Source organism: Proteus sp. G2626 (assembly GCF_009915985.1).
GTDB classification, from domain to species: Bacteria; Pseudomonadota; Gammaproteobacteria; order Enterobacterales; family Enterobacteriaceae; genus Proteus; species Proteus vulgaris.
This window is the reverse complement of the sequence record NZ_JAABNH010000027.1, coordinates 655,113-673,910: the sequence shown is the minus strand read 5'-3', so window position 1 is coordinate 673,910 and position 18,798 is coordinate 655,113. Positions and strand designations below refer to the sequence as shown.

At 39.6% G+C, this 18,798-nt stretch carries 10 protein-coding genes; 2 read left to right on the top strand and 8 right to left on the bottom strand.

All coding sequences use genetic code 11. The annotated features are described in order from the left end of the window. Positions 1–10: 10 nt before the first annotated feature. Genes baeS through GWJ05_RS15555 form a run of 4 tightly spaced genes read right to left on the bottom strand, consistent with a single transcriptional unit; the run spans position 11 to position 8,830 of the window. Complete coding sequence (gene baeS / locus GWJ05_RS15570) at positions 11–1,387, bottom strand: two-component system sensor histidine kinase BaeS (RefSeq protein WP_161681485.1); 1,377 nt, start codon at positions 1,385–1,387, stop codon at positions 11–13. Beyond that, positions 1,384–4,467 (bottom strand): multidrug efflux RND transporter permease subunit MdtC, encoded by a 3,084-nt coding sequence (gene mdtC, locus GWJ05_RS15565; protein ID WP_036936035.1) that lies wholly within the window; start codon positions 4,465–4,467, stop codon positions 1,384–1,386. Before mdtC ends, baeS begins: the two co-directional genes overlap by 4 nt. Continuing rightward, positions 4,464–7,595 carry an MdtB/MuxB family multidrug efflux RND transporter permease subunit gene (locus GWJ05_RS15560; protein WP_036936038.1) on the bottom strand — a complete coding sequence of 1,044 codons (3,132 nt, stop codon included), beginning with the start codon at positions 7,593–7,595 and terminating at the stop codon, positions 4,464–4,466. Before GWJ05_RS15560 ends, mdtC begins: the two co-directional genes overlap by 4 nt. Beyond that, the gene (locus GWJ05_RS15555) at positions 7,595–8,830 is read right to left on the bottom strand and encodes an MdtA/MuxA family multidrug efflux RND transporter periplasmic adaptor subunit (RefSeq protein WP_036936041.1); all 1,236 of its coding nucleotides are present in this window, start codon (positions 8,828–8,830) and stop codon (positions 7,595–7,597) included. The genes GWJ05_RS15560 and GWJ05_RS15555 overlap by 1 nt, the downstream gene beginning before the upstream one ends. 563 nt (positions 8,831–9,393) lie before the next feature. On the opposite strand from GWJ05_RS15555, the gene dtpA reads away from it, so the two are divergent. Further along, positions 9,394–10,860, top strand: coding sequence for a dipeptide/tripeptide permease DtpA (gene dtpA, locus GWJ05_RS15550; protein WP_036936044.1), 1,467 nt, complete (start codon positions 9,394–9,396; stop codon positions 10,858–10,860). Positions 10,861–11,035: 175 nt separating this feature from the next. Here dtpA and GWJ05_RS15545 read toward each other — a convergent pair whose 3' ends face one another. Beyond that, on the bottom strand, positions 11,036–12,409 hold the full coding sequence (locus GWJ05_RS15545; RefSeq protein WP_036936047.1) for an MFS transporter: 1,374 nt from the start codon (positions 12,407–12,409) through the stop codon (positions 11,036–11,038). Between the two features lie 769 nt (positions 12,410–13,178). Between GWJ05_RS15545 and GWJ05_RS15540 the strand changes: the two genes are divergently transcribed. Then, positions 13,179–13,400, top strand: coding sequence for a hypothetical protein (locus GWJ05_RS15540; protein WP_036936049.1), 222 nt, complete (start codon positions 13,179–13,181; stop codon positions 13,398–13,400). A gap of 74 nt (positions 13,401–13,474) precedes the next feature. Here the strand turns inward: GWJ05_RS15540 and mgtE are convergent, their stop codons facing one another. The 3 genes from mgtE to ppk1 all read right to left on the bottom strand — a co-directional run bounded on the left by mgtE (position 13,475) and on the right by ppk1 (position 18,789). Beyond that, the gene (gene mgtE, locus GWJ05_RS15535; RefSeq protein WP_036936052.1) at positions 13,475–14,938 is read right to left on the bottom strand and encodes a magnesium transporter; all 1,464 of its coding nucleotides are present in this window, start codon (positions 14,936–14,938) and stop codon (positions 13,475–13,477) included. A gap of 232 nt (positions 14,939–15,170) precedes the next feature. Beyond that, a complete protein-coding gene (ppx, locus tag GWJ05_RS15530; RefSeq protein ID WP_036936055.1) occupies positions 15,171–16,703 on the bottom strand; it encodes an exopolyphosphatase in 1,533 nt (510 codons plus the stop codon). A gap of 4 nt (positions 16,704–16,707) precedes the next feature. Beyond that, a complete protein-coding gene (gene ppk1, locus GWJ05_RS15525) occupies positions 16,708–18,789 on the bottom strand; it encodes a polyphosphate kinase 1 (RefSeq protein ID WP_036936058.1) in 2,082 nt (693 codons plus the stop codon). Between the last annotated feature and the right edge of the window lie 9 nt (positions 18,790–18,798).

Genomic DNA, 18,798 nt, shown 5'->3' with positions numbered 1-18,798 from the left:
AGTTATAGGCTTAGAGATCATCAGAATATGCGGGTAATTCTATAAGAATTTTCATGCCACCTAAAGATGAAGGCATCGCACTTATTTTGCCATTATGAGCTTCAACGATATTTTCGCAAATCGCAAGGCCTAATCCAGAACCTCCACTGGCACGATTTCGTGAACTTTCTGCGCGATAGAAACGTTGGAAAACGGCTTGATATTGTGAGCCATCTAATCCAGGCGCGCTGTCTTCTAAGATTATTAATACGCAGTTGTTCTCTTTTTTTGTCTTGATATGCAACTGTCCGCCAGAATAGGTATAACGCACACTGTTTTCTAATAGATTATGAAAAAGCTGAATAAGTCGGTCAGGATCGGCTTGTACAATTAATGGAGATACATCATCTAATTCAGTGTATAAGGTAATATCTTTAGTTTGATATGTGTGGCGATAAGACGCGACGGCTAATAAAATCACCTCATTGATATCAATAAAATCTTTACGATAAGTTAAAGAGCCTCTATCTGATAATGAAAGCTGGTGGAGATCATTCACAAGCTTTGTTAGGTTTGTGACTTCAAATAAAAGGGAGTTTAATGTCTCTGCTGTGGGCTTTCTTACTCCATCTTGTAAGGCTTCAAGCTCACCTTTTAAAATGGCGAGAGGGGTGCGTAATTCATGTGAGATATCGGCCATATAATCACGACGAATTTGCTCATTTTTCTCTAGCGTGCTGGCAAGTTGGTTAAAGTCTGTGGCGAGTTGGCTGATTTCATCTTTGCTACTGGGTGTTACGCGAACAGCAAAATCACCGGCGGCTAATTTATGTGTCGCCTCAACAAGTCGCTTAACAGGGCGTATCATATTGCGAGAAAGAATAAGAGTGATCAATAAAGCAAAAAGAGCTGTTAGGCCAGCAATAATCCAACTGGTGCGTAGTTGCTGTTTATCAAAACTAATATCTGCTTCACTACTTATTTTATCAGCCGCACTCACTATTACCCAACCCACAATTTCATCATGAGAGGTAATGGGCTTTTTAAATGTTTCTGCGGGAAATTGATTGTCATGACCAAATAAACGCTTCATGTCTTTATCAACAACCCAAAATTGTGTTCGCCAGCCTCTTGGTGGGGGCCCCTCACTACTTTGGCTTATTTGGTCAATACTGCGTAATATTTGATAAAGAGAACGATCATCTCTATTGAGAAAACGCCAATCACCAGTCAAAGCATATTGATCTGTCAAAGCTTCTGCTAAAAGAGTCGCACGCTGTTCACTGTTTTTCTTGATATAGCCAATAAATCCTTGTTGAAAGCTACCTCGAATACCAATATGCATTGCAAGAACGACAACCATACAGGTGGCGAAAACGACCAAGAACAACTTACTTCTCAGTTTCATGCTTTAGCCTCTTTCTTGCTGATACGTCGTTGTTGCCAACGTTCACGCAGCCCATCAAAAAATAGATAAATAACTGGGGTCGTATAAAGTGTTAAGAGTTGGCTCATTAATAACCCGCCTACGATTGTAATTCCCAAAGGCTGTCTTAATTCTGCGCCATCTCCACTTCCTAGCATTAATGGCAATGCACCAAATAATGCAGCGAGGGTTGTCATAATAATGGGACGAAAACGTAATAGACTGGCTTGAATAATAGCCTCTTTGGCCGACAATTTGCCTTCACGTTGTGCGGTGATCGCAAAATCCACCATAATAATGGCGTTTTTCTTCACAATACCAATCAGCAACATAATGCCGATAAGCGCAATCAGACTAAAGGGAGTATCAAAAAGCTGTAACGCTAATAATGCGCCTACACCGGCAGAGGGGAGAGTAGATAAAATAGTGAGTGGATGAATATAGCTTTCATACAACACGCCTAACACCAAGTACACCGTCACAATAGCTGCTAAGATAAGGATAAGCTGAGATTTTATCGTTTCTTGAAAGATCTGTGCAGTTCCTGCAAAGGTGCCTCTTACTGTATTGGGTACACCTAGCTCAGTCATAGTACGTTCAATAGAATCAATAGCATCAGCTAATGTGTAGCCTTCAGGGATATTAAATGCAATCGTCGAGGCTGCGGATAAACCTTGATGATTAACACTTAATGGTGCATTCGCGGGATACCAATTTGCAAAAGCTGATAATGGAATGCGCTCACCTTGGTTATTAACCACATACATTTTATCTAATGCAGAAACGTCTTGTGTATATTGTTCAGACACTTCCATAACCACCTTATATTGATTCAATGGGGCATAAATGGTGGAGATCTGACGTTGGCCAAAAGCATTATTAAGCAGGTTATTCGCATCACTGACATTAATACCCAGTTGCGCCATGGTATCACGATCGTAAGTCAGTGCCATTTCAGCACCTTTGTCCTCTTTATCTGAGTTAACATCTACAAGCTGAGGCAGTTCACCCAACGCTTTACGCACAATGGGCTCCCATTTGCGCAACTCACTTAAATCATCAGCGAGTAAGGTAAATTGATAACTGGCATTGGCTTGGCGTCCTCCCGCTCTGACATCTTGTACTGGCATTAAAAAGAGATTAGCGCCGGGCTCATCAGCAAGTTTTGCACGTAGGCGATTGATCACTTGGTTGGCACTATCGGTACGTTCTGACAGTGGATTGAGGGAAATAAACATAAATCCGCTGTTAATCCGACCACCTCCAGTAAAACCCGTTACGCTATCCACATCTTTATCTGCATCTATTTCTTGCATAAAACGGGTCATCTTTTCTTTCATTGATTGAAATGAAATACTTTGGTCAGCACGCACAAATCCCATTAATCGGCCTGTGTCTTGGTCGGGGAAAAATGTTTTAGGTGCGCTGATATACAGGTAAGCGTTCAAGCCTAAAGTCGCAAGGAAAATAGTCATAACCCAGCGTCGATGGCGCAGTGCGGTTTGTAATGTGACACTGTAACCTTGCTGAGCACGGAAAAGTAATTTACCAAAACCCCGTAAATGCGATTGCGCTTTAGGTTTCATTCCTTTAAGTAAATGCGCGCACATCATTGGAGTAAGCGTTAAAGAAACAAATAAAGAGATAGCAATTGCTGTGGTTAATGTAATGGCAAATTCTTTAAATAATCGTCCAACAAGACCATCCATTAACAGTAATGGAATAAAAACGGCAACAAGAGAAATACTCATCGAAAGGACAGTAAAACCGACTTCGCCAACCCCTTTTAAGGCTGCATCTTTAGGTTTTAAACCATTTTCAATATGACGAGAGATATTTTCGAGTACCACAATGGCATCATCAACCACAAAACCGGTAGCAACGGTTAATGCCATCAATGAAAGATTATTTAAACTAAAGCCACAAAGATACATGGCTGAAAAAGTACCAATTAATGAAACCGGTACTGCAACCGCAGGAATAAGCGTGGCACGACCTGAGCGTAAAAATAAGAACACCACTAAAATGACGAGTGCTACCGCAATAGCTAATGCGCGTTCAACTTCCGCCAATGAAGCACGGATAGTGGGAGTTCTATCTTGGGCAACTTTTAAATCGACACTGGCGGGAATAAGTTCGCGTAATTCAGGGAGTTCATCACGAATGCGGTTAACCGTTTCAATAATATTAGCGCCTGCTTCACGGCGAATAACCAGCAAAATAGCCGGTTCACCGCCACTCATCCCTGCTGCGCGTGAGTTTTGTACCGAATCAGTGACTTGCGCCACATCGCCTAAACGCACAACAGCCTCTTGATTATAATGTACGATGATTGGGCGATATTCAGCCGCTTTGCTTAGCTCGTCATTGGTTTGAATTTGCCAACGATTTTCATCATTATTGACAAAGCCTTGAGGCCGTCGCACATTCGCTTGATTAATTGCTTTTCTAACATCATCAAGGCTAACATTTTGGTTAAATAACGCATCAGGATTGAGAGCAACACGTATCGCAGGTAATGATCCTCCACCAACCGAAACTTCACTCACACCTTCAATTTGTGAGATTTTTTGTGCCAGCCTTGTTGAGGCGAGATCGTAAAGCTCCCCTGTGTTTTGGGTATCAGAGGTCAACGTTAAGATCATAATCGGTGCATCAGAAGGATTCGATTTATAATAACGTGGACGACTTGGCATTCCTGAAGGTAATAAGCTTTGTGAAGCATTTAGTGCCGCTTGTACATCTCGCGCTGCTGTATTGATATCTTTATTTAAATCGAATACCAACGTAATGCTGGTACTGCCAAGCGAGCTACTAGAGGTCATCTCATCAATACCCGCAATTCGCCCTAAAGAGCGTTCAAGCGGTGTTGCCACTGATGATGCCATGGTTTCTGGTGATGCTCCGGGTAATGAGGCATAAATATTAATAACGGGATAATCAACCTGGGGCAAAGGAGCAACAGGGAGCAACATAAACCCTAATGCACCACATAGAGAAATCGCCAAACTGAGCAATGTAGTTGCTACAGGTCGTTGAATAAAGAGGGCAAAGAACTTCATGATACAGCCCCGCCGTTATTCTCAATCTGTTTATTGCGGTTTACATAGAGTGATAATTTATCAAACAGTAGATAAATTACTGGCGTAGTAAACAGAGTTAAGATTTGGCTCATAATTAAGCCACCAACCATACAAACCCCTAATGGCTGGCGTAATTCTGCACCCACACCCGTACTTAACATTAAAGGTAAAGCCCCTAAAAGGGCGGCCATTGTGGTCATTAAGATGGGACGAAAACGTAATAAACATGCCTGATAAATAGCTTCGTAAGGTGTTAAACCTTGTTCTCGCTCAGCAGCAAGAGCAAAATCTATCATCATGATCGCATTTTTCTTTACGATCCCGATAAGTAAAATGATCCCAATAATGGCAATAATATCAAGCTCGTTGCCCGCGGCCATTAATGCAAGTAGTGCGCCAACACCTGCGGTTGGCAGTGTAGATAAAATGGTAATGGGGTGAATAAAGCTTTCATATAACACACCTAACACAATATACATGGCCACAATCGCTGCGATAATCAGCCATAACGTGCTAGAAAGCGCACTTTCAAATGCCAACGTCGCACCTTGGAACTGTGTAGTAATATCTTTTGGCATGGAAATCTGCTCTTCAGCCAATTTTACCGCTTTCACTGCTTCTTCAAGCGACGATTGTTCAGCGACATTAAATGAAAATGTTGCTGAAGGAAATTGTTCTTGATGATTAATCGAAAGTGGCGCCAGACGTTGTTCTACAGAAGCGATAGAAAGTAATGGTACCATCGCACCATCTTTACCGGTTAAATGTACCGCTGAAAGTGCCTGTAAACCATTACCACTGCGAATATCTTGTTCTAATACCACGCGATACTGATTGGCTTGTGTGTAGATAGTTGAAATTAAGCGCTGACCAAAAGCATTGTAAAGAGCGTTATCAATTTCACTCATTGAAATGCCTAAACGACTTGCTGAATCTCTATCTACCTTGATATACGCCATCATTCCGTTATCTTGCCAATCACTGCTGATATCCGTTAATTCAGGGCTATCTTTTAGTGCTTGAGAAAGTTTAGGCACCCAATAAGCCAATTCATCTAACGATGTTGCTTGTAGTGTAAATTGATACTGAGTACGAGACACTTGCGTGTCAATCGTTAAATCTTGAGTTGGTTGCAGATAGAGTGTTACTCCCGAAATAGAGGCGATGCGTGCTTGTAGACGAGGGATTATTGTATCGACACGCGAGTCGCGTTGATCAAGGGGTTTTAATGTGATTTGTAATCGGCCCGTGTTTAGTGTTGCGTTACTGCCATCAATACCGACAAAACTGGCAATGTTATCAATCGCGGGATCTTCGATTAGTTTATCAACCACGTGTTGCTGTTTCTCGACCATAGCTTGATAAGAAATAGATTGTGAGCTTTCAATCGTACCTTGCAATAATCCATTATCTTGCAACGGGAAAAAGCCTTTAGGAATAAACAGATACAGTAAGATGGTCAACACCAAAGTGCTGAGTGCAACACCCAGTGTTATCCATTGATGGTTTAAAACACGTTTTAGCCAAACGGCATAAACAGCAATCATTTTTTCAAAAAAACGTTCACATGCCATTTCAAAACGATTGTGTTTGATTTCATTTTCGGGTTTTAGTAATCGCGCGCACATCATTGGTGTTAATGTCAGCGAAACCACTGCAGAGATTAAGATGGCAACCGCAAGGGTGATTGCAAACTCTCTAAATAGCCGGCCAACAATATCCCCCATAAATAACAGCGGGATCAGTACGGCAATCAGAGAGAAGGTTAGCGAAATAATGGTAAAACCAATCTCACCAGCCCCTTTTAGCGCAGCAGTTAATGGTTTATCACCACGCTCAAGGTAGCGGGAGATATTTTCAATCACAACAATGGCGTCATCGACAACAAAGCCTGTCGCAATCGTTAATGCCATTAAGGTGAGATTATTGACAGAAAAACCGCAGAAATACATCACTGCAAATGTACCGACTAATGAAAGTGGTACGGCAATGCTTGGAATTAAGGTTGCGACACCATTACGTAAAAAGAGGTAAATCACCATCACCACAAGGGCGATAGCTAAGCCAAGCTCAAATTGCACATCTTTAACTGACGCGCGGATCGTTGTGGTTCTATCAGTTAAGATCTCAACATTCACTGATTTAGGTAAATTAGAGACTAAATCTGGTAATAAATTACGAATATTATCAGTGGTATCAATAACGTTAACGCCAGGTTGACGTTGAACATTTATAATAATCGCCTGCTCATTATTTGCCCATGCACCTAACTGATTATTTTCAGGCGCTTGCTCGATAGTTGCGATATCAGATAAGCGAATAGGCGCATCATTTTTATAGGCAACAATGAGTTGGCGATAATCTTCTAATGATTTCATTTGGTCATTAGCCGATAATGTTACCGAGCGAGTAGGGCCATCAAGGCTTCCTTTCGCTGAGTTAACGTTCGCGTTATTGATTGCTACACGAATTTTCTCGCTATCTAAACCGTAAGATGCGGCTGCTTGAGCATTAAGTTTGACTCTAACCGCAGGGCGTTGTCCTCCCGCTAAAGCCACTAAGCCCACCCCATTAACTTGAGAGATTTTTTGCGAAACACGGGTTTCAACCATATCTTGCAACTGTGTCATCGGTAATGTTGAGCTAGTCACCGCTAAAGTTAAAATTGGTGGATCGGCTGGGTTTACTTTGCTGTAAATCGGCGGGTAAGGTAAATCAGAGGGTAGTAGATTAGTCGCCGCATTTATCGCAGCTTGTACCTCTTGTTCTGCAACATCTAAGGGCAAGGTTAATTGGAACATCAGTGTGATCACCGATGCACCGCCCGAGCTTTGTGACGACATCTGTTTTAACCCAGACATCTGCCCAAATTGGCGTTCAAGTGGTGCAGTGACCGCTGATGTCATTACATCAGGGCTTGCGCCAGGATAGAGAGTAACAACCTGAATAGTTGGATAATCAACTTCAGGTAACGCAGAGACAGGTAGCATTCGATAGCCGACAATCCCAGCTAAGAGTATGGCGACCATAAAAAGGGTTGTTGCAACAGGGCGCAGAATAAATAAGCGAGATGGGCCACCGCCTGTACCGTGTTTTTTTTCGGTCATTACGCTTTCTCCGCAATTACACGGTCATTTTCTTTATTTTGAGGTGCTGTAGGTGTCACGATTTCGACTTTCGCACCTTGTGTTAATCTATCCACACCATCTGTTACAACACGCTGATCTGCCGATAAACCAGACGCTATCACAACTTTTTCTGCATTTTGTAGGGCGACTTCTACGCGTAATTTACTAACTTTATTTTCGTTATCCACAACCCAAACAAAGTGACCTTCATTACCCATTTGCAGAGCAGCATTCGGAATAACAACCGCTTTTTCTAACGTGGTAACATAAAGACGGACATTGACGAATTGATTAGGAAATAATGTCGCCTCTTGTTGCGGAAAACGCGCTTTTAACTTAATGGTGCCAGTTGTAGCATCAATTTGGTTATCAACACTAAATAACTTTCCTTGCGCTAATTCAAATTGGTTATTTCTATCTAATGCGGTGACAGGCAAGTCAGCATTATTTTTACGTGCTTGAATGACCTTTGCTAAATCTTGTTCTGGCAATGTAAAAAGCACATCAACGGGATCCATTTGATTGATGACCACAATCGGTGTTGATGAACCACCTGAAATATAGTTACCCACATCAACTTGTTTTAATCCCACTCGGCCTGAAATAGGTGCCGTAATTTTGCTGTAAGTTAATTGCAGTTGTGCATTACTGATCGCAGCTTCATCAATACGAATACTTGCTTCTGATTGTTTCACTAAGGCTTGTTGATTATCCAACTCTTGTTGTGAAACTAAATGAGTTTTTGCCAGTTTCTGATAACGCGTTAAATCAAGTCGCGCATTGGCCAACGTGGCTTGATCTTTTGCGAGTTGTCCTTTGGCTTGGGCTAATTGCACTTCAAATGGGCGAGCGTCAATTTCTGCTAATAAATCACCTTGTTGAACGTGTTGTCCTTCTGTGAAATGTAAAGCCATTAATTGACCTTCAACACGACTCGTCACTATTACGCTATTGGTTGCTTTCACTGTGCCTAAAGCCGATAAAAATTGAGGCACATCTTCTTGTGTTGATGTTGCAACTTGAACGGGAGGCATAGGAGGACGGCGAGATCCAGCTGTACCTCGACTTTGCGAATGTGTTGCTTGAGCCCCTTTATTTTCAGGCGACATTGTTTTTGCTGTATTAAATTGCCAATAAGCGTAACTGCCTGCGATGACGGCGATTAAAGCGATAATAAGAGAAACTCTTTTTTTAGCATTTTTATTTTTATTCATTACTTTTGTGATCCTACTGGCAACTAGCTAATCAGAAATACTGAAATGAAAATCTGGAATGGTGACATTCTACCTGTTTCTTCACAGTTAAAAATGGAGGAAATATGGAAATTAAGTCAAGGAATGTGTTTTGTTGGCTCTATTTTAAGCAGTTAAAATAAAAAGGCACTGGCATTATTTTATCATTGTTATTTAATAAGCGATTATTTATTGAAAAACACACAAACAACAGCGTGGGTTTAATTGTTTATATAGGAATTATTAAGTGGAAAATAATTTATTGATAATCAGTAGGTTATTTTGCTTGATGTTTTTTTAACCGCATAACTATTTTGTACAAATGCCCTTAACTATGATAAAACGCAATAGTTAGTTATAATTCTTAGATAATTATGCTTTCCAGTGATAGAATGCCAACCTTGTTTTTCTCTGTGTTTGAACTCTTCTCAAAGAATAACAATCCAGTATGAAATTCACCGAGCTTTAACTCTGTCTTAAAATAATCATTTTTTGTAAAAATTAGCCTAAATATAAAGGCGTAATAAAATAATTAGAGGTTTTTAGTGTCAACTGCAAACACACCTGACGATGGACAAAAACCGAGCCTGAATGCATTTAAACAGCCTCGCGCATTTTATCTCATCTTCTCAATCGAATTATGGGAACGTTTTGGCTATTACGGTCTGCAAGGGATCATGGCCGTTTATCTGGTTAAAATGCTGGGCATGGGTGAGGCTGAAGCAATCACCGTTTTTGCCGCATTTACCGCATTAGTTTATGGTTTTGTTGCTATCGGTGGATGGCTGGGTGATAAAATCCTTGGTACAAAAAGGGTTATTATCCTTGGTGCTATTGTTTTGGCAATTGGCTATGCAATGGTGGCTTTCTCAGATCACGATAAAGATGTGATTTATTGGGGGCTAGCAACCATTGCTGTAGGTAATGGTTTATTTAAAGCTAACCCATCATCGTTATTAGCAACCTGTTATGAGAAAGACGATCCGCAATTAGACGGTGCATTTACGATGTACTATATGTCTATCAACGTGGGTTCGTTTTTATCTATGTTGGCAACACCATGGCTCGCTGCTAATTATGGTTGGGATGTAGCGTTTGCATTAAGCGTTGTTGGCATGATGATCACCTTAGCAAACTTTATGGTTTGCCGTGGTTGGATCAAAGATAAAGGTTCTAGACCTGATTTTGAACCGCTTAATTATTTAAAATTATTATTAACGCTGGTGGGTATTGTTGCACTAACCGCATTATCTACTTGGTTATTACACAATAATGAAGTGGCGAGTTGGTCTTTAGCGATTATCTCATTAGGTATCATCCTGATTTTTGCGCGTGAAACCTTTATGATGAAAGGTGCTGCACGTCGTAAGATGATTGTTGCATTTTTACTGATGGTTGAAGCTGTGGTCTTCTTTGTTCTTTACGATCAAATGCCAACGTCTTTAAACTTCTTCGCAATCCATAACGTAGAACATTCGATTTTAGGTTTCAGCGTTGAACCAGAGCAATTCCAATCACTTAACCCATTCTGGATCATGTTAGCAAGCCCACTATTAGCGGCTGTGTATAACTTTATGGGTGATAAACTGCCAATGCCATATAAGTTCACCGTAGGGATGTTCTTAAGTGCAACCGCATTCCTAGTGTTACCACTGGGTGCAAGCATGGCAAATGAAGCAGGTATTGTGTCATCATGGTGGTTAGTCGCAAGTTATGGCTTCCAAAGTATTGGTGAGCTAATGATTTCAGGGCTGGGCCTTGCAATGGTTGCTCAACTTGTCCCACAGCGTTTAATGGGCTTTATAATGGGGGCTTGGTTCTTAACGTCAGCAGCAGCTGCCATTATTGCTGGTAAAGTTGCAAGTTTAATGGCGGTGCCAGAAGATGTACAAAGTGCACACGCATCATTAGAAATCTACAGCAGTGTCTTCTTACAAATCGGTATAGTAACGGGTGTTATTGCCATTTTAATGCTTTTAACTGCACCAATGTTGAGCAAAATGACACAGTAATTTGTAACATTCAGAAATGAAAGCTTAAGAAAATAAAGGATGCCACAAGGCATCCTTTATTATGTTTATGGTGATCCCATTCAGAAAAATTGGCAACCATAAAAAATACCGCCCGAATAAGGGCGGTTTTGTATAAAAGGATACTTATAGAACATATTTATACATTGATAAAGACTTAACCAACCACTTTATCAATTTGCAACGCAACGTCCTTTTCTTGGGTTGTTGGCTTTACAGCTGTCCATCCTTTATAAGCTAAAGGTAAGAACGCAACGGCAATAGCTAAGAATGAGACACCAGCGACATAATAGGCACCTGCCATAGCCGTCTTTTCTAACCATGCTCCTGTTAGCATTGGGGTTAATCCACCGAATACGGCATAAGCCATATTGTAAGCAAAAGACAATCCCGAAAAACGAATCGATGGTGGAAATGCTCTTGTACTTACAATTGGTGTTGTTGCAATCGCTCCCACAAAAAAGCCCATTAAGCCATAATTAAATGCTAACTGAAAACCTGACATAGCTGTATCTAAACTGCCATAGAAGTGGAATGCAGTAACAATCAAACCACCCCATGATAATATCATTGAAATTCGTGTTCCTAATTTGTCGCCAATCCAACCCCAGAAGATACAACCTAAAGTTAAGGTTAATGTTGCCACACAGTTTGCTTCTAATGAGGTAGTTCTATCAATTTTGTAAATCCCTTCAACAATCACGCTAGGTGTCATCAATATGGTGACAACAATAGCTGTTGATAAAGACCAAGTTAATATGGCTGTAATTAAACATGCCTGTTTGTGGTTTTTAATAACAGAAACGACAGGCATTTCTTGTGCTAAAGCTTTTTTCGCCGCCATCTCTTTAAAGATAGGGGTTTCTTGCAAAAAGCGACGTAAGTAAACAGAGATTAAGCCGAATATTCCCCCTAAGATAAAGGGAATACGCCATGCAAAGTCATTAACTTCTTGAGCGCTATAACTACGCTGAACAATAATCGCAACAATTGATCCTAATAAAATGCCGCCAGTAATACCTGATGTTAATGTCCCGACACCTAAACCATAACGTTGTTTTGGTGTATGTTCTGCAATAAAGACCCAAGCTCCAGGCATTTCGCCACCGATAGCCGCACCTTGCATGATACGCATCAATAACAACAATAAGGGGGCAGCAACACCAATGCTGGCATATGTTGGTAATAAACCAATAATTAATGTTGGAACAGCCATTAAAAAGATACTTAAAGTAAACATACGCTTACGGCCAATAATATCACCGTAGTGCGCCATAATAATGCCACCTAAAGGGCGAGCGAGATAACCTGCGGCAAAAATACCTAATGTTTGCATTTGTGCGATAAAGGCGTTGTCACCAGGAAAGAACAAGTGGCTCAATGTTTTCGTAAAGAACACGAAGATCACGAAATCATAGAACTCCAAAGTTCCTCCTAGTGAGGATAAACCCAACGTTTTATAATCGTTGCGATTTAATGGTCTTGCCGTAGGTTGACTCAACGGCTGAGTGGAGTGTGATTGTGATGTCATAATAACAACCTATAATAATCATCGTAATAAAATTAATAGCGAATAAAGTCACAAATACATTCTTTTAGGATCAGCAAATAAAATAAGGTAGAAATAAATAACAATAAGTGGTTATTTATAGGTTATTTACGTGAGAAAGAATAATGTTGTGATGATAGTTTAAGTTATAACAGGAAGCTCTTAATGATGTAAATAGGTCAAAATAAAACAATCAAATAGACTTTAAAATTAAACATTATTGGATTTAATTGTTTTTATTTTTAAATTTAATGGTGTTTTATTTTGATATTTGTCTTTTACTATATATAATATAAAAATATTGCACATTATTCTTAATGGAGAGAATTTTAATATTTTTAAATAAAATGGAGGTGATATTGAATATATTCATTATGTTTTAAATAAACGATTAAATAATAAAATTAGCTTAATTTTAATTTATTATTTTTTGTAAAAAAAGTTATTATTAGATAATTAAGAAAGTTATTCTTATTAATAATGAAAGATATGATCTGATAAGAAATAGATTACTAGCATATTCCACTATATGTTAAACCTAACCCATTAACATTAAATTTCAATAGATTTATAAATATTGAAATTTAATGCCAGTGAAATTTATAATGCTAATCATATTTTTGTGTTTTTATGCACAATGTGTTTTTTGATACTTAAATTGCTAATTAAGAATAAAAACAAAATCAGGCATCAGAAAAGCAATTTTTGGCTATAATTACATCGATAGGTCAATTGATATGTCGGAGGATTTATGGTCTCTATTTCTATGAGTGCTGTTCTCTTAGCTGCAATTGTTCTGTTTGCATCTCTTTCTATCGTCGCATTAGGAGGGGGATTAGCATTAAAAACAATGCTGGATAACACAAAACACAGTGATAACTATGTATTGCATACTTCAGTTAAAAAGACATTTATCACATCACTGATGATTGTATTGTTGCTTGTTTACTATTACCTCTCAACAACGGGTTAATGATTTATTGTTATTTACACAAAAAAACGCCACTGTATTTTATTCACAGTGGCGTTAGTGTAATAAGCTTTATTTTAAACTAGGAAAATAGTAGCTAAACCTAAGAAGATAAAAAAGCCACCAGTATCGGTAATAGCCGTTATCATGACACTTGAACCAATTGCTGGATCTTTACCTAATTTAATCATGATCATTGGGATTAACACACCCATCATAGCGGCCATTAAGAGATTAAGCACCATCGCCATTGTCATTACGGCACCCATAGCAAGGTCACCATAAAGGAAGAAGGTGACAATCCCCATTATCCCCCCCCAAACAACGCCGTTAATTAAGGCGACGCCAAGCTCTCTTAAAATTAAGAATGAGAAGCTTCCGGTTTGAATTTGGTGCAGTGCTAAGGCACGTACAATCATTGTAATAGTTTGATTACCCGTGTTACCCCCAATACCTGCAACAATTGGCATTAGTGTGGCAAGCGCAACTAATTGCGAGATAGTATCTTCAAAGACACCGATAACACGGGAAGCAACGAAAGCGGTACATAAGTTGATAGCAAGCCAAGTCCAACGTGTTTTAACGGCTTGTCCGACTGGAGCGAAAACGTCCTCTTCTGGGCTCAACCCCCCCATACGACGAATATTGGTATCACTCTCTTCGTGCATGTTATCAACGATATCTTCAACAGTTAATCGACCCATTAAAAGACCATTACTATCAACAACAGCAGCTGAAATTAAGTCATAACGTTCGAACGCGCCCGCAGCATCTTCGCCTTTTTCTTCGGGCATAAAGCTCACAGTATCTGTTTTCATTACATCTGAGACAAGTTTGTCAGGAGATTGCGTTAAAACAGTGGTTAATGGAAGTTCGCCTAACAGATGATTTTTATTATCAATAACGAAAATTTTATCCGTTGCTTCAGGAATAGAGCCTCGTTGGCGTAAATAGCGTTGTACGGTTTTTAGCGTTACATTGCCTCGCACAGTGACGAACTCAAAGTCCATCATTTGACCCACGCTGTCTTTGGGATATTGCAGGACTTCTCTTATCCTATTACGCAGGCTTGGTTCTAAATAGGTAAGAAGGCGACGCATTGTATCGCGGGGTAAGTGCTCTGCAATGTACGCTTGCTCATCCACATGTAATGTGGCAACCGATCGTAATAATTCACGGTCGGTCATATCTTTAATTAAGCTGTCCCAAACGGCGACAGACGCTTCGACTAAAACAGCACCACGTTCATTATTATCAACCAAATGCCACAATGCGAGACGTTCGTCATAGGGAAGGGCTTCAAGAATATCTGCAATATCTGCCGCGTGTAGATCTTGTAGTAATTCTCGAACAGTGGTGATTTTTTCATGAAGTTCATGGTGGCTCAGCCTATCATTTTCACTTGCTTCCCCTAAAACGGTTTCAACAAAATGATCATCTTCAAGAAAGATACTCAAAATTTGCTGACGCAGGAGTGCCACTTTTTGTGAATACGGGTTGATGGCAGCCGCAGTATCATTGTTGATAGCTGGTTGAGACATGTTATTCCTTTTTAATTCTTACGAGGGAGATAACCATTAACAATAATTATTCCATTTTAGGATGATTATCGGTTTTCTCCGTATAAAAAATATGAATCTTGAACAATATTGCGTCGATGATGTTCATATTGTGGTCACAAATCAAACCCATGTTGTTATGTGATAGTGGTTGTAAGATAGATGCAACAAAAGACGCATTGGATAGCGTCTTTTTCTGTATAATATCATATTGTTAAGCAGATTCCTCTTTTATATCCAGTTTCCAGCCAGGAACTGACTGCCAATGCTCTTGTTCTTTTTCTAAATCCAATTCCATCAATGTGTTATCGGAAAGATATTTTTTAGGAAAATAAAGAGTCCAATGATTTTCATCAGTAACTAAACGCAAAGATGCTGGTTTTGTTGTCGATTGTCGCTGATTATTAAGTAAAGTTGCTAATCTCAGTATTTGTACGAGTGGGAAATACTGTTTCTTTTTATAAAGATTAAATTTAGGTAGCTCATCCAATTTAATCCCTTTACGGTGATAGCGAACTAAGGTTGTTAATAAGAGTTGTTGTTCTTGATTAAAACCCGGTAAATCTGTATTTGAAAGAATATAGGCTGAATGGCGGTGCAACCCACTTAAATTAATGCTTAATCCGACTTCGTGTAACATAACCGCCCAAACCAAGATGGCTTCTAGATCAGGGCGAACGAGTTTTGGGTTTTGTTGCGCCCATTGCTCGTAAAGGGATTGCATCGTTTCAAGCACCCGCTTTGCTTGCTCTCTATCAATATTATAGTGTTCGGCAAGGCTCTTGGCTGTACGTTGGCGAATATCTTGATGGCGAAATCTACCTTCCATTTCATACAATACACCTTCACGTAGTGCTCCATCGGAGAGGTGTAGCGCTTTTAATCCCAAAGAATCAAAAATACCGCATAAAATCGCCAAACCGGGTACGAAAACATGCTTACGCTCATCAGATAATCCCGGTAACGAAATATCTTTAAATCTTTTAAAACGTAACACTTGCTTTGTTAACATAAGTAGGCGTTCAGGTGTGATAACACCGTCTTTTTCGCCAAACTCAACTAAGATCTCATGAGCAGCTTTAATCGTACCTGATGCCCCTAAAGCAACATCCCAGCCGGTCATTTTGTATTGCCATGCTATTTTTTCCATTTTACGCGCAGCTTTTTCTCGTGCTTTACGAAAAGCAGACTCGCTGATTTTTTGTTCAGGAAAAAATTGGCGACTAAAACTGACACAACCCATACGTTGGCTTTCAATTAATATAGGCTCAAAATTTTCACCAATAACTAATTCCGTTGAGCCACCACCAATATCAATAACAAGCTTTCGGCCTTTTTCAGATTGCGTATGTTCAACGCCCATAAAGATAAGTCGGGCTTCTTCATGTCCTGAAATAATTTCTATAGGGTAAGGGATGACTTCTTTTGCCCGTTGAAGAAAGACTTTTGCATTAGTAGCAACACGCAATGTATGCGTACCGACAACGGTCACATTTTCTGCAGGAAAGCCCTGTAACCTTTCAGCAAAAAGAGAAAGGGCAGAAAGTCCACGTAACATAGCTTCTTCGCTTAACTCATTGTCATCGTCAAGACCATCAGCGAGATAAACGCGCTGTTTTAAGCGACTTAATACTTGCAATGCGCCATTAACAACACGTGCAATTATCATATGAAAACTATTAGAGCCGAGGTCTATAGCCGCAATTTCTAAAGGACGAGGTGAAGAGTCATCTTGTGATAAAGGCATAAAATTACGCTCGTGATCCGGGTTGTTCTAACAATTTAATGTACTCATAGACAGCAAGCTGGGAACGAATTTTACGTTTATTTCCACGAGGAACATAGCTATTTGTTAAATCTTTATCGATAAAACGCGCTTTAACGGTGTCATTAAATTGAATATCTAATATATCAAGAACGCGTTGTTTCAGTTGAGGATCAAGTAAAGCCACCGCAACTTCAATACGATAATCAAGATTTCGCGTCATCCAATCGGCAGAAGATAAGAAAATTTTCTCATCACCTTTATTGGTGAAAACATAAACGCGATCGTGTTCTAAAAAGCGATCAACAATACTGGTGACTTGAATATTTTCACTAAATCCTGGCTGGTTAGGCACTAAAGAGCACATGCCTCGCACTAAAAGTCGGACTTTCACACCAGCTTCTGATGCGTCATAAAGGCGATTAACCAACTCTTCATCGACTAAATTATTCACTTTTAAAGTAATGCCAGCAGGATGCCCGGCTTGAGCACTGTGAATTTCATTAGTAATGAATTGGTTTAAAAGAGTTCGTGAATTTTGAGGTGAAACCATCAAATGCTCAAAAGTAACAGGGCGGTAAGGGTTTTCAATAAAACTAAAGACGCGACGTACTTCATTGGTTATTTCAGTATTTGCTGTTAATAGCGAATAGTCAGTATAAAGACGCGCTGTTTTTTCGTTAAAATTCCCAGTACCAATGTGGGCATAACGAATAATTTCGCCATTTTCTAATCGAGAAATGATAAATAATTTTGCGTGAATTTTTAAACCCGGTGCAGAGAAAATAACGTGAACACCAGCCTCTGTTAAGCGTTTTGCCCAATGAATATTGGCGGCCTCATCAAAACGAGCTTGTAACTCGACAACCACAGTGACGCGTTTACCGTTGTGTGCGGCGTGGATCATGGAATCGATAATCCGAGAGTCTTTTGCAACACGGTAAATATTGATTTTGATTGAAATAACGCTTGGGTCAAAAGAGGCTTGGCGCAACAACTCCAGCACATGTTCAAAGGTATGATAAGGATAATAAAGTAAGACGTCTCGTTCCCTAATGGCATCAAAACCATTACGAAAATTATCAAACCAAATATGACGTAAACGCGGAATAGGTTTATTTAAGAGAAATTTACTGCCTTCATTTGGAAAGTTAATAAAGTCTTTAAAGTTATGATAACGCCCGCCTGCGATAACGGAGTCGTTATTTGATAAACCTAATTTACTGCGCAGTAACGCCACCATTTCATCTGGCATATCACGTTGATAAACAAAACGCACAGGCTCTGCGGTAAGGCGTTGCTTTAAGGTTGATGACATCATTTCCAGTAAACTAGATTCCATTTCTGTCGCAAGATCGTATTCTGCATCTCGCGTCATTTTCATCGAATAAGCATTTAATGAGTCATAATCAAAAAAGCCTTTAAAAACTTCATCAAGGCAGTAACGTAAAATATTATCCAATAAAATCATGGATTTTTTCTTACTGCGTCCTTGATCAGTAGGTAGGATCACAAAGCGAGGAACTTTATCAGATGGAATTTCTAATAAAGCATAATGAATCGTTTGCCCTTGTGCAATTTCAACGGCTAAATAGGTATAGTCATCTTTAAGAAACTCAACCAAATTAGTTTCAGGATTAATTAAAATGGGCGTAATGTGTTTTCTTAAATTTTGACGAAAATATTGGCGTAACCAGATTTGTTGATTAGGCGAGATTTGACGCTCATTAATTAAGAAGATTTGATTTCGTGCCATTTCGAGCAATAAATCGTTATATAAAGCATCGAACTCTTGGTCAGCCTTAGCCACTTTTGATTGAATTTTTTTGATAAGATGACGAGCATGGCTTGAGGCAGAGCGAGAGCCTCGCTCCTCATTAATTAAAATACGACGTTTGACATCCGCAAAACGGACTTTATAAAATTCATCAAGATTATTTGAGTAGATCCCCAGAAACCTGACTCTTTCAATTAACGGGTTTCGTTTATCAGCAGCTTCTTGTAATACACGTTCGTTGAACGCAAGCCAACTGATTTCTTTATCAATATAGAGTCGTTCCTGGGACATCTGAACTCC

What these genes read in the sequence shown, in the direction of transcription:
- GWJ05_RS15555 (WP_036936041.1), bottom strand. Translation starts at nt 8,830, where the DNA reads ATGAATAAAAATAAAAATGCTAAAAAAAGAGTTTCTCTTATTATCGCT.
- GWJ05_RS15540 (WP_036936049.1), top strand. Translation starts at nt 13,179, where the DNA reads ATGGTCTCTATTTCTATGAGTGCTGTTCTCTTAGCTGCAATTGTTCTG.
- mgtE (WP_036936052.1), bottom strand. Translation starts at nt 14,938, where the DNA reads ATGTCTCAACCAGCTATCAACAATGATACTGCGGCTGCCATCAACCCG.
- ppx (WP_036936055.1), bottom strand. Translation starts at nt 16,703, where the DNA reads ATGCCTTTATCACAAGATGACTCTTCACCTCGTCCTTTAGAAATTGCG.
- GWJ05_RS15545 (WP_036936047.1), bottom strand. Translation starts at nt 12,409, where the DNA reads ATGACATCACAATCACACTCCACTCAGCCGTTGAGTCAACCTACGGCA.
- baeS (WP_161681485.1), bottom strand. Translation starts at nt 1,387, where the DNA reads ATGAAACTGAGAAGTAAGTTGTTCTTGGTCGTTTTCGCCACCTGTATG.
- GWJ05_RS15560 (WP_036936038.1), bottom strand. Translation starts at nt 7,595, where the DNA reads ATGACCGAAAAAAAACACGGTACAGGCGGTGGCCCATCTCGCTTATTT.
- mdtC (WP_036936035.1), bottom strand. Translation starts at nt 4,467, where the DNA reads ATGAAGTTCTTTGCCCTCTTTATTCAACGACCTGTAGCAACTACATTG.
- ppk1 (WP_036936058.1), bottom strand. Translation starts at nt 18,789, where the DNA reads ATGTCCCAGGAACGACTCTATATTGATAAAGAAATCAGTTGGCTTGCG.